Annotated in this window: 13 protein-coding genes and 2 other RNA genes; 9 read left to right on the plus strand and 6 right to left on the minus strand. The window is 54.4% G+C overall.

What is annotated here, in order from left to right; all coding sequences use genetic code 11:
- The first annotated feature begins 228 nt into the window (after positions 1-228).
- Positions 229-1,152 (plus strand): GDSL-type esterase/lipase family protein, encoded by a 924-nt coding sequence (locus B5F35_RS09660; RefSeq protein ID WP_087240398.1) that lies wholly within the window; start codon positions 229-231, stop codon positions 1,150-1,152.
- Between the two features lie 21 nt (positions 1,153-1,173).
- Complete coding sequence (locus B5F35_RS09665; protein WP_162611395.1) at positions 1,174-1,638, plus strand: DUF4358 domain-containing protein; 465 nt, start codon at positions 1,174-1,176, stop codon at positions 1,636-1,638.
- 63 nt (positions 1,639-1,701) lie between these two features.
- Here the strand turns inward: B5F35_RS09665 and B5F35_RS09670 are convergent, their stop codons facing one another.
- The 3 genes from B5F35_RS09670 to B5F35_RS09680 form a co-directional block, all read right to left on the minus strand.
- On the minus strand, positions 1,702-2,487 hold the full coding sequence (locus B5F35_RS09670; RefSeq protein ID WP_087240401.1) for a DeoR/GlpR family DNA-binding transcription regulator: 786 nt from the start codon (positions 2,485-2,487) through the stop codon (positions 1,702-1,704).
- A 135-nt stretch (positions 2,488-2,622) separates the two neighbouring features.
- Positions 2,623-3,804: an MFS transporter gene (locus tag B5F35_RS09675; protein WP_087240403.1), complete on the minus strand. Its 1,182-nt coding sequence runs from the start codon at positions 3,802-3,804 to the stop codon at positions 2,623-2,625.
- Positions 3,804-4,925, minus strand: a complete 1,122-nt coding sequence (locus B5F35_RS09680; protein WP_087240405.1) for a DUF3810 domain-containing protein — start codon at positions 4,923-4,925, stop codon at positions 3,804-3,806. The genes B5F35_RS09675 and B5F35_RS09680 overlap by 1 nt, the downstream gene beginning before the upstream one ends.
- 183 nt (positions 4,926-5,108) lie before the next feature.
- On the opposite strand from B5F35_RS09680, the gene B5F35_RS09685 reads away from it, so the two are divergent.
- From B5F35_RS09685 to ssrA, 7 genes are all read left to right on the plus strand, one after another.
- On the plus strand, positions 5,109-5,618 hold the full coding sequence (locus tag B5F35_RS09685) for an LURP-one-related/scramblase family protein (protein WP_087240406.1): 510 nt from the start codon (positions 5,109-5,111) through the stop codon (positions 5,616-5,618).
- Positions 5,619-5,745: 127 nt separating this feature from the next.
- An RNA gene (ffs, locus tag B5F35_RS09690) (signal recognition particle sRNA small type) lies at positions 5,746-5,845 on the plus strand.
- 82 nt (positions 5,846-5,927) lie between these two features.
- Complete coding sequence (dnaX, locus tag B5F35_RS09695; protein ID WP_087240408.1) at positions 5,928-7,586, plus strand: DNA polymerase III subunit gamma/tau; 1,659 nt, start codon at positions 5,928-5,930, stop codon at positions 7,584-7,586.
- Between the two features lie 31 nt (positions 7,587-7,617).
- A complete protein-coding gene (locus B5F35_RS09700; RefSeq protein ID WP_087240410.1) occupies positions 7,618-7,968 on the plus strand; it encodes a YbaB/EbfC family nucleoid-associated protein in 351 nt (116 codons plus the stop codon).
- Position 7,969: 1 nt separating this feature from the next.
- Entirely contained in the window at positions 7,970-8,572 is a 603-nt protein-coding gene (gene recR / locus B5F35_RS09705; RefSeq protein WP_087240412.1) for a recombination mediator RecR, read from the plus strand.
- Positions 8,573-8,720: 148 nt separating this feature from the next.
- The gene (smpB, locus tag B5F35_RS09710) at positions 8,721-9,191 is read left to right on the plus strand and encodes an SsrA-binding protein SmpB (protein WP_087240414.1); all 471 of its coding nucleotides are present in this window, start codon (positions 8,721-8,723) and stop codon (positions 9,189-9,191) included.
- A 60-nt stretch (positions 9,192-9,251) separates the two neighbouring features.
- Positions 9,252-9,599: a transfer-messenger RNA gene (ssrA, locus tag B5F35_RS09715) on the plus strand.
- Positions 9,600-9,742: 143 nt separating this feature from the next.
- Here ssrA and B5F35_RS09720 read toward each other — a convergent pair.
- From B5F35_RS09720 to B5F35_RS18715, 3 genes are all read right to left on the minus strand, one after another.
- Positions 9,743-9,979, minus strand: a complete 237-nt coding sequence (locus B5F35_RS09720; protein ID WP_087240416.1) for a hypothetical protein — start codon at positions 9,977-9,979, stop codon at positions 9,743-9,745.
- Between the two features lie 13 nt (positions 9,980-9,992).
- The gene (locus tag B5F35_RS09725; RefSeq protein ID WP_242969465.1) at positions 9,993-10,346 is read right to left on the minus strand and encodes a serine/threonine protein kinase; all 354 of its coding nucleotides are present in this window, start codon (positions 10,344-10,346) and stop codon (positions 9,993-9,995) included.
- Positions 10,343-11,082: glycoside hydrolase family 25 domain-containing protein (locus B5F35_RS18715; protein WP_524535723.1), on the minus strand; the 740-nt coding region annotated here is incomplete at its 5' end. The genes B5F35_RS09725 and B5F35_RS18715, both read right to left, overlap by 4 nt.

An 11,082-nucleotide genomic window follows, 5' to 3' on the forward strand; every position in this document is an offset into this window, starting at 1 on the left:
GCTATAATCTTTTGGAAAACGGAAATACTATTCGCATCAAAGAGAGGGTTCTGCGCCATTTTTAGCTTGGATTCCACAAGATCTTACGATCTCTTTACTTTTGTTGCGCTCTCTGTTTAGGTATGCTATAATAGCCAAAGGGCAGGCTGAGCCTGCACACAAGCCCCCCGCGTTGGAGCGGCGCGGGAAAAACAGGATTGAATGAAAACGGAAGGGGAATGACATCCCATGAAAATCAGGTTGTTTGCGTTGCTTCTGGCAGCGCTTCTTTTAGCCGGAGGCTGTGCGGAGCGTCCCACGGCCTCTTCACAGGCGGAGGAAACGTCCTCCGCTCAAACGTCCGCTGCGCCTTCGCAGGCTCCTTCTCAGGATGCTTCGTCCGCACTGGAATCCGAGGCCTCTGATGCTTCCGAAGGAGCGGAGAGTGCTGCGTCCCAAACAGGGGATGCTTCCTCCGGAGGTGAGAGCACAACGGTTTCCGCCAATGGGGTAACACAGGGTGCTCTGCCGGAGTCTCCGCGTGCAGAGGATTCCTATTTTGATGACGCGGTGTTTATCGGAGATTCTGTCAGTCTCAAGCTGAATCTCTATGTGACCAAGAACCGTCAGAACAATCCCACCTTGCTGGGAAAAGCGCAGTTCCTGACGGCTGGCAGTATGGGAAGCGGCAATGCACTGCAGCCTGTGTCGGAGGATTCTATTCATCCGCTTTATAACGGGGAAAAAATGAGCCTTGCCGACTCTGTGGCGGCTTCCGGAGCGAAAAAGGTGTATATCATGCTTGGCATGAATGATCTGGCTGTATACGGGGTGGACGGAGCGGTTGCCAATATGGAAACACTGCTCAACGGGATCTTGGAAAAGACGCCGGACGCGAAAATTTTTATTGAGACGGCAACGCCGCTGGTGAAAGCAAAGAGCATTGAAACCAATAAGCTGAACAATACCAATGTTCATTTGTATAACGAAAAGCTGGCAGAGCTGTGTGCAAAGAATGGCTGGTATCTGGTGGATATCTCTTCCGCTGTGCAGGACAGCGAGGGAAATCTGAATGCTTCCTATTGCAGCGATCCCGACGATATGGGAATCCATTTTACAGACGAGGGCTGCAAAGTTTGGATCGATTACCTCTATACGCATACGCCTCAATAAAACCGGAAGGACGAAATGACAATGAAAAAATTTCTTGCTGCTTTTCTTGCACTGATGCTGCTTTTGGGCCTGTCCGCCTGTGACAGCGGCACAGCCAAGCAGGCCGATCTCACCGCTGTCATGGACAGCATGAAGGGAATCTTGGAAAACAAAGATATGATGGATCTCACGGCGGACAATCTGATGCCGCAGTACGGAATCGATTCCGCCGATTGCAAACAGTTTGCGGTGTATATTGATTCCACCGGGCTCAAGGGTGACGAGATCGTTCTTCTGGAGGGAATTGATGCCGATGCGGCGGCCCGCCTCAAGGAAAAAATGGACGAGCGGTATCAGCAGAAGGAAAATACCATGAAGGATTATCAGCCCGAGGAGTTTGCAATGCTCAAGGAATGTAAGGTGGAGCAAACGGGAAACTATGTCAGCATGATTGTTTCCCCGCAGCACGAGGAGCTTGAAAAGATTTACAGCGAAGCATTTCAGTAAGAAGTAAAACCGCCGGAGCTATGAACTCTCTCAAGAGTCTCATGCTCCGGCGGTTTTTTGTTGTTATCCAAGGGAATCCGGCGCGCCTTGAATCACGCGCACCCCCTGCTCCTGTAATCCCGCGACAATTTCTTCCGGCACTTTCCAGTCAGTGATAACGCAGCCGAGTTGTTCCGTGGGGGCGATCAGGCTCAGAGAATCATCTCCGAACTTGCTGTGGTCCAATAAGATATAATGTTCTTTGCAGTTTTCCATGATCATCCGCTTGAGCTTGGCTTCCTGTACCTTGGGCGTGGTAAAGCCATGTTCCAGCGTCAAATGATTTCCGCCAATAAAACCCTTGTCAAAGAACATGGTTTTCAGCATGTTCTCCGCAAAGGTGCCAGTGCAGGACAAAATCCGATGGCGCAGTTCACCTCCGATGACGATAACAGAGATATCCTCAGCGTCCGCCAGCTCCATAGCAATGTTCAGCCCTGTGGTAGCGACCATGAGATTCCGTTTTTTGCCGCTTCGGATCAAGCGGGCCAACTGGACTGTGGTGGTGCCGCACCCCAAAAAGACAGCGTCACCGTCCGCGATACAGTCGTAGGCAGCCCGTGCAATGGAAAGCTTTTCCGGCAGGCAGACAGGTTCCTTTTCCTTGTGGGAAAATTCCCGCAGGGAACCGTAGGCGCTGACCGCCCCGCCCCAGGTGCGCTTGATCAATCCCTCCTGTTCCATATTGGAGAGAAGCTTGCGCACAGAAACCTCCGAAAGGCCGAAGGCTGTGCTTAACTCCGTCACTGTGACGGACGAGCGGGTTTCCAGAAGTTTTAAGATGTAGCTGCGCCGATCCTCTGCCAGCATGATTCCAAATCCTTTCTTTCACACGGTGTCTCTACCGTGTGCACGATCACTTTTCTAAAAAAAGAAAAGTATTTTGCTTATTTTTGTAGTATATGGCTATAAAATACCATGAATTTCCAGTGAAGTCAAGAGGCATTATTGACCACCCATTTTTCCCTGTGCTAAAAGTCGGTTGACCCTTTCGCAGCACAGGAGCATGCCAAGGGCTGCCGCCGCCAGAAAGAAGGGGAAGATGGAAATGGACGTCAATCCGGCGGCAGCGCCAAGCAGCGATGGCATCAGCGTGCTGCCTGTATAGGCGAGAGCCATTTGAACGCCCATAAGCTGCTGGGAGTTGGCGCGCCCGAAACGGACGGGGGTTTCATGGAGCATAGCAGGATAAATGGGGGCGTAGCCCAGGCCAATCAGCAGTAGGGAGGAGCAGCTTAAAAGATCCGGAAGAGGAAGCAGGAGCAGAAGCGCGCCGAAAGCGGCCAGGATCTGCCCGCAGCGGATAAGCTGGCGGTTTGTCAGCTTGATGCTGACAAATCCCGCGATGCCGCGTCCAATTGTGATTCCCGCATAGTAGACCGATACCCAAAGCGCCGCCTGTGCGGCCGGAACTCCTTTGCATTCCACCAGATAACTGCTGCCCCACAATCCAGCTGTGATTTCCGATGCGCAGTAGAGAAAGAAGCCGCCCATGGCAGGTTTGGCTCCCTGCATGGCAAGCAGCTCACGCACGGTTTTATCCCGGGCGGCATTTCCTCCCTGTGATGCTGTTTCCTCATGCTCATAGCGCCGCCAAACGGGAAGGGCCAGCAGCAGAATCAGAACGAGAAGGAACTGGAGTCCCGCGATGGTCCGATAACCGCCGCGCCAGCTCCCGTTGTGGAGGAAAACAGACATGATAGCGGGTCCGGCCGTCGCGCCGATGCCCCAGAAGCAGTGCAGCCAATTCATATGGCGGGCCTGATAATGCAGGGCAACATAGTTGTTCAGCCCGGCATCAATCGCGCCTGCTCCCAGGCCGAGCGGAATGGAGAGAAGGAACAGAAAAATCAGGGAACCGGAAAAGGAGAAGCCCAGCAGCGCAAAGGCAGTGAGAAGCGTGCTCAGAAACGCGACCATTCCGGTGCCGAAGCGGCGCAGCAGGCGGCCGCTGTTCAGGCTGGAAACAATTGTGCTGGCGGAAACTGTCATAGACAGAAAACCGGCAGCGGAGAGAGGGGCGTTAAACTCCGGGCGCATCACTGGCCAGGCTGCCCCCAGAATGGAATCCGGCAGGCCAAGACTGATGAAAGAGAGATAAATAATCAGAAGAAAAACGGTTGCCATTAGTAATCCTCCTTTACGGCGGCGCGCTGTTCCGCAAGCAGCAGATCCACCATGCGGCCGTAGCTTTTGACGCCCTCCTCCTGCCGGTTGGCCTTGAGGTAAGCATCATTGACCGCGGAGGAAATCTCCGCCGCAGGACCCTCAAATTGTTTCCAGTAGGCGTTGTTGGCAGCTAAATCACGCTGTACGCCGCTGTCAAGTTGGGCGTATATGTTCCCGGCCCGCTCTGTATCCGCCGCGTAAAGAGCGTTATTGACATGAATAAAGGCCAGCATATACCCGGAGTATTGCAGCTGTGTGTTTTCACTGCGGCAGCAGGCCAGATAACCAATAAAATTGGCCTCATCTTCCCGCATAAAACCGCGCAGGTGGGACAGTTCATGGCACATGGTGGAGGGGATGGAGTAGTCCGGGACGTCGGTGTTGACGTTTGCTTCAAAGGTAAACGGGAAGAATACACCTGTGATGCTGCACCAGGACATCAGACGGGAAAGCAGGACGGGTTTTGGTCCGCCATACCCGCTGGTCAGGAGAGGGTATTCGTTTGCCAGTGTGTCGAAGGCGCTCTGGGCGTCCCCGCTGAGTGAAGAAAAGGAGGAAAAAAGCTCCATTACCCCGTTTTCGTCCTCCGGCATCTGCGGACGGAGCGCGTTCAGCTTGTCTTTCAGCGAGCTGCACAGCGTTTCCAGTTCTTTTAGCGAGGAATCCTGCACCGGCAATCCGCAGGTCTGCGCAAAAGTGGAACGGGAGTAATTGATGCCGCAGTTTGTGGTAAAGAGGAGCAATACAATTCCCACAGCACAGAGCAGACGAAGTCCGGAGTCCACGAGCATGCACCCACGGTTTCCTTTGCTCCGGACGGCGCGCGCAGCCTGTACCGCGATCCAAATCAGGGCGAGGAGGGGGAGAACAACCACAAGAAGCTCCGCCAGTGAAAAAGGAAGCAGGCCGGTGAGGAAATTTCCCGCGCGTGAGAGCAAAACATAAGGGCCTGTGGCATACCATTCGGCAAAGCCCGGCGCATACTGTGCCAGCAAAAGAAGTGCGAGGGAGACGGGGAAACACAACAGCAGAAGAAGCCAGAGCCTTCGTTTGGGTATACCGTCCGATTCCTTTCGCATGGTTTCACAACCTTTCCATTTCTCTTTTCCGTTCGTTCTTAATGGTAACGATTATACAACCCTGCCGGCCGCTGGACAAGAGGTTTCTTTCTTCGCCTTGGTTCCCATTGATTTTTTTGTTCCTTTTGTTTAAAATAGAAAAAGAGACGGATGGTTTTGTGTGACAATGAAGGGGGAAGACTCTTGCGGTTTGTAATGCTGCGGGAAAACGGTCCGATGCAGAACGGAATTGTCCCGTATTTTACTGTCGTGCAGCCTGATGGAACCCCTTGCTTTCGCATCATCGGGGAGAAAAACCCTTTTACGGGTAAGCTGGCGCTTCAGGATGGAAAAGGAACGGAATGTGCGCGCATTCTCCGGGTTGGTACGCCTTCTCTGTCTTATCACACCATCTGGGAGGCGGAGCGGAAGCGCGCTGTTTTGACGCGGAACCTTGGCGCCCCAAAAACGCCGTACCGTCTCTATTCAATCGGATGGAAATTTCGGGGCGACTGTTTTTCCGGTAATTTTGATGTGGTGGACCGCCGCGGCCGCACCATTATGACGCACGGTCTCTGCTGGTATGCCGGGCAGGAGCGCGTCTGCGTGGAAACATTTCGAGGGGAAGAGGCTCTTTGTCTGTGCATCGCGGCTGTGGTGGACAGCACCCCGCGCACCCCGATGGTTTCTCCCTGTATGGGGGTTTCCCGTTAGTTTTCCGGCTTTCAAATTTTTCTCTTGTTTTTTGGAGAAAGATCGGATATAATAAAGAAGTTGCAGCCCAATGGGACAGGCAAAAAGAAAAAGCAAGGCAGTAATGCGTGCCACAGGATATGCAGGCGGGCGGGCTCTGTGCGACGGAGCGCCGTGAACCATGTCAGGCGGGGAACCGAGCAGCATTAAGCGGAGTTGCCCCGTGCGATGCAGGTTGTCTGTCCGTCTGCATATCCTGGTGCACGACAACCGTTTGACGGTCTGTCTTGCTTTTACCATATCCGGAATCCGAAAGGGCGGTGAAAGAGCTTGTATCAGGTCCTTTACCGAAAATGGCGTCCCCGCCGTTTTGCCGACGTGGTGGGCCAGCCTCAGGTGACGGTAACGCTTCAGCATGAGCTGACGGAAGGGCGGATCGCCCATGCGTATCTGTTTACCGGTTCCCGTGGGACGGGAAAAACCACCTGCGCCAAAATATTGGCTAAGGCTGTAAACTGTCTGAATCCGCAGGAGGGCGATCCGTGCGGGGAGTGCGAAATCTGCCGGGCTGCGGACGACGGATCGCTCATGGATATTGTGGAGATTGACGCGGCCAGCAACAATGGCGTGGACAATATCCGTTCTTTGCGTGAGGAGGCCAATTTCACGCCTGCCGCCGCCAAGTACCGTGTTTATATTATTGATGAGGTTCATATGCTCTCAGTCGGTGCGTTCAACGCTCTGCTGAAAACTTTGGAGGAGCCGCCGCCGCATGTGATCTTTATTTTGGCGACGACGGAGGTGCACAAGCTTCCCGCCACCATTTTGTCGCGCTGCCAGCGCTTTGATTTCCGCCGTATTCCGCCGGAGGATATTGCCCAGCGGCTGCATTATGTGGCACAGGAGGAGGGCGCTTCCATTGAAGAAGACGCAGCTCTGCTTCTGGCCCGTCTGGCGGACGGCGCTCTGCGTGACGCGCTCTCTCTTTTGGATCAGTGCTTGGGCCGGAGCCGCACGGTTACGGAAGCTGTCGTCAATGAGACGGCGGGACTGGCCGGGCGGGATCACCTTTATGCGTTCGCGCAGGCGGTCCACCAACAGGATGCTGCGTCTGTGCTGGAACTGATTGCTCATCTGCACGAAGGTTCAAAGGATATGGCGCGTCTGTGCGAGGAGCTTTCCTCTCATTACCGCAGCTTGATGCTGATCAAGACCATGAAGGACGCGCGGAATCTCCTGGCGATTTCCCAGGAGGAATATGCCCGTTTGGAAAAGCAGGCGCTTTCCATCCCGTTGACTACGGTTCTGCATTGTTTGGACACGCTCCAGGATGCGCTGGAGAAAATGGGACGCGGAGCGGATCGCCGCACGGAAATGGAGATGGCGGCCATTCGCCTTTGCTCTCCGGAACTGGATACCGGTTCCGCGGCAATTCTTCGTCGAATCGAGGCACTGGAACGCGGGGCACCGCGCCGTGCGGCGGCCGCACCGCCAGTTTCCGAAGAACCGCAGGCGCAGGAAAGCACAGAAGAGACTGCGCCTGTCCAGCAAGACCGGCAGGCGGAAGAGCCTGCCGCACAGAATTCCTCCCGCCATGCTGCCCAGCCCGCCGCGTCCACAGCTGATTTGGCGAAAAATGCGGTGCCGCTTGACGCATGGCCCGAGATTTTACAGATTATGAAAGGGTATTCGGCCACAATATCGGCGGCCTTTACCGGATCGAGCGCTTACGTCAGCGGAGATTATGTTCTGATTGATGCTCCGCGCGAGATGGCCTTTGAGCTTCTGCGCAAATCCTCCCAGCGGGGAAAGATGCGCGACGCGATCCAGCAGGTGACGGGACGAGTGTACAAGCTTGGCCCTTACCGCCGCCCGGAGGCTCCCCAGGAGCAGCAGGAGGATCCGCTGCTTCAGCTGGCCTCTATGGCGCGCGAAGCTGGGATCGAGGTAACGGAGACAAAGGAACCGGAGCTCGAGATCCAAACATAAATTCAGATTTTTCATTGGAGGTTGTAACACGATGAAAGCAAGATTACCTCAGGGATACGGCGGAGGCGGAGCCGCCAATTTGCAGCAGATTGCCCGTCAGGCGCAGAAGCTTCAGGAGGAAATGGACGCTGTCAGCACAGAGTTGGAGACAACGGAATACAGCGCCACCGCCGGCGGTGATGCGGTGAAAGCCATTGTGACGGGAAAAATGGAGATTAAATCCCTGGAGATTAAGCCGGAGGTTGTGGATCCCGAGGATGTGGAGATGCTCAGCGATCTGGTGATTGCCGCTGTCAACGAGGCTCTTCGCGCTGCGGTTTCCGACAAGTCGGAGCGTATGGAGAAGATCTCCGGCGGATTGAATATGCCGGGCCTGTTCTGAGATGGCTTCTTATACAGTACCCTCTCTGGCCCATCTGGTGGATGAGTTTGAGCGTCTGCCGGGGATTGGCCACAAGAGCGCACAGCGGCTGGCTTACCATGTGCTCGGCCTGACGGAGACGGAGGCGCAGAGCCTGGCGGATGCCATCCTGGATGCGCGAAAAAAGATTCATTACTGCAAGATTTGCTGCAATCTTACGGATCAGGAATTGTGTTCCATCTGCCGCAGTGAAACGCGGGATAAAAGCGTGATCTGCGTAGTGGAGGATCCGCGTGATGTGGCAGCTCTTGAGCGCACACAGGAATTTAACGCTTCCTATCATGTGCTGCATGGGGTGATTTCTCCTCTCAACGGCGTAGGGCCTGATCAGCTCTGTATCAAAGAGTTGCTTTCCCGTGTCAGCGTGGGCGGCGTGGAAGAGGTGATCATGGCGACAAACCCAACGGTGGAGGGGGAGGCAACAGCGATGTACCTTTCACGCCTGCTCAAACCGCTTGGCGTGCGTGTGACCCGTCTCGCCTATGGAATCCCTGTTGGCGGCGATCTGGAATATGCCGATGAAATTACGCTGTCCAAGGCTCTCGAAGGACGAAGCGAAATTTGAAGGAACAAGCGAAGCGCCCGGGGATCCGGGCGCTTTTTGTGATTTCGTGAGAGAAAATTTTTTGCTCTGTGTATTGATTCATCCGGCAGCGATATGCTATAATCATGGATGCACGACGGAATTACCAAAGGAAAGGGGAGGCCTTTTGATGGCGGGAAGTAAGAATTCCCTCAAAACAATCGCACAAAACAAAAAGGCCTACCACGATTATTTCGTTGTGGAAAGCATGGAAGCTGGTATTGAACTGTGCGGCACGGAAGTGAAATCTCTTCGGCGCGGCCAGTGCAATCTGAAGGATGCCTGGTGCTCCATTGATAAGGGAGAGCTTGTTGTCAATGGAATGCATATCAGTCCTTACGAGAATGGCAACATCTTCAACCGGGATCCGGTTCGGGTGCGAAGGCTTCTGATGCATAAGCGGGAAATCATGCGTTTATTCGGCCTGGTCAAGCAGGACGGCTATTCCCTGATTCCGCTTTCGGTTTATTTTAAAAACAGCCTGATTAAAGTACAGGTTGGCCTTTGTAGGGGCAAAAAGCTTTATGACAAGCGCGCCGATCTGGCCGCTAAGGCTGCTAAGCGCGACATTGACAGAGCGATGAAGGAAAGAAACTGTTGATTATCCGAAACGCTCCTTTTGGTTCCGTTCGGGTGAATAGCGCGAAAGCGCTTGATATACGGGGATGTAAAGGTTTCGACGGGGATTGGGAACCTTGGTAAGCGAGCAGCGGTGCGGAACCGCTATAAAATCCGCAAACTTAAAAGTAAACGACAACAATAAAGTTGCGTACGCAGCCTAATTAGGCTGCCGTCCTGCCCGGGAGCACCACGGCCTGGGACAGGGCGTCGATGAGTGGTGAACGTGAACACGGTTACGCCTTTCCCCGTGTCACGGCTTAAAGGCTACCGAACCGCGAAGCCTGCCGATCGGCGGCGCGGTGAGGGAATCTGAAACGACCGGCTGCGCTCGGAGAAAACCTTGGCAAACGATTTTCGGACAGGGGTTCGATTCCCCTCATCTCCACCAAAAGAGAGCCAGACGAACACTTTACCGATCCTTTATATGGTTGGCGGCGTGTTCGTTTTGGTTTGTGGGTTACAAAAATGAAAGAAGGCTGATGTGCAGGAAATTTTCCTGTGCGTCAGCCTTCTTTCTAATTTATTAGCACTCTACTCTGTCAGTTCATCAATTACTTTCTGCACATCTTCAGCAGCTTTTTTGACTCCCTCGGCATCAATCCGTCCTTCGGCAATGACATATGTTACTACTGAACACAGCGATAACACCGCACCAGAGACTCTTGTGACAACGCCTTCATCAAGGCCGAAGATCATTGCAAGACCAGCAACAAGTCCGGCTGCAGCAGCCAAAAATTTGCGGCTTGATAATTTGTGGATAAATTCCATTTCTTTTCTCCTTTCAATCCTCCATCACAGCTTGAATCCCCTGCTGGGCAAGAAAATCCTTCTGCCGGTGTTTGATTTCGGCTGCATAGCGCAGCGCTTCCTCGGTATCACCGTTGGTATGACCGCGTTGCAAGGCGTGGGCGGTAGCTTCGCCGAGCGCGATAGAGGCTCGTGTAGATTGCACGAGCAGGAGTACCAATTCTTGTTGTGCTTTATTCTTCTCCGTTTGCGCAGCGTCGCGTTCTTCAATAGCCTTTTTCAGTCGCCAGACAACTAGCCCCGTGACGGCGGTAGGGATGCCCATTACCACAATAAAGCCACCGAAGAGAGCAGCAAGCTGTTGCCAGGGAATTGCATCCCCTATCATTTCGATACCTCCTCAATCCTTGCCACAAAGATCCGTTCCCCGCCTTCCGCCGGGTAGATCCCGGCCTCCTGGCCCGGTTCCCCGACGGGGACAACGTGCCAGAGCGTGCTGTCTCCGTCCCGCCGGCAACGCACGAGCCGGAAGGCGGCAGGCTTGCCGCCGCTCTCCCCGCAGACGAGATCAATGTCCTGTCCGGTGATCTTCACCGTGTAGAGCGAGTTCGGTGCAATGCGCACAGGGTTGTCCGTGCCGTTGGTGGTGTCGGACGTCCAGCAGGCGGCATTCTCCTTTTTCCATCCGTTCCAGCCGTTCTGCCGCGTGAGGGACGGATAATCGAGAAAGCTTTCGTTCGTATCCACGTTTCCGGAAATGCCATCCACGCGCCCCGTGCTGCCGGTCTGCTGTATCCCGCAGGACACGTCCGGCGCGCCGGTGTAGTCCGCGAGCCACAGCTCCCATGCGGTCAGACGGGAACGATCGATCCGGTTTTTGATGTAGTCGAGGTTCGTGTACACCCCCGCTCGCCAGCCGAGCCGTTCCAACTCGGAGCAGAAGGCCACCGCCAGCTGGGTCCGCAGCTCCTTGTGGGGCGTCACGCCGTGTTCCGTGCTGTAGCGCTCGCTGTCATATTCATAGTCGAAATAGACCGGGTAGAGGAATTTTCCCTTGTACGGTTCCAAAACACGGGCGCACAGCTGCGCTTCCTCCCGTGCCTCGTCAGGTGTGAGGGCGTAGG

This window comes from Anaeromassilibacillus sp. An200 (assembly GCF_002160025.1).
GTDB classification, from domain to species: domain Bacteria; phylum Bacillota; class Clostridia; order Oscillospirales; family Acutalibacteraceae; genus Caccousia; species Caccousia stercoris.

Coding starts and splice junctions, on each gene's coding strand:
- B5F35_RS09660 (WP_087240398.1), top strand. CDS start 229: ATGAAAATCAGGTTGTTTGCGTTGCTTCTGGCAGCGCTTCTTTTAGCC.
- B5F35_RS09665 (WP_162611395.1), top strand. CDS start 1,174: ATGAAAAAATTTCTTGCTGCTTTTCTTGCACTGATGCTGCTTTTGGGC.
- B5F35_RS09670 (WP_087240401.1), bottom strand. CDS start 2,487: ATGCTGGCAGAGGATCGGCGCAGCTACATCTTAAAACTTCTGGAAACC.
- B5F35_RS09675 (WP_087240403.1), bottom strand. CDS start 3,804: ATGGCAACCGTTTTTCTTCTGATTATTTATCTCTCTTTCATCAGTCTT.
- B5F35_RS09680 (WP_087240405.1), bottom strand. CDS start 4,925: ATGCGAAAGGAATCGGACGGTATACCCAAACGAAGGCTCTGGCTTCTT.
- B5F35_RS09700 (WP_087240410.1), top strand. CDS start 7,618: ATGAAAGCAAGATTACCTCAGGGATACGGCGGAGGCGGAGCCGCCAAT.
- recR (WP_087240412.1), top strand. CDS start 7,970: ATGGCTTCTTATACAGTACCCTCTCTGGCCCATCTGGTGGATGAGTTT.
- smpB (WP_087240414.1), top strand. CDS start 8,721: ATGGCGGGAAGTAAGAATTCCCTCAAAACAATCGCACAAAACAAAAAG.
- B5F35_RS09720 (WP_087240416.1), bottom strand. CDS start 9,979: ATGGAATTTATCCACAAATTATCAAGCCGCAAATTTTTGGCTGCTGCA.
- B5F35_RS09725 (WP_242969465.1), bottom strand. CDS start 10,346: ATGATAGGGGATGCAATTCCCTGGCAACAGCTTGCTGCTCTCTTCGGT.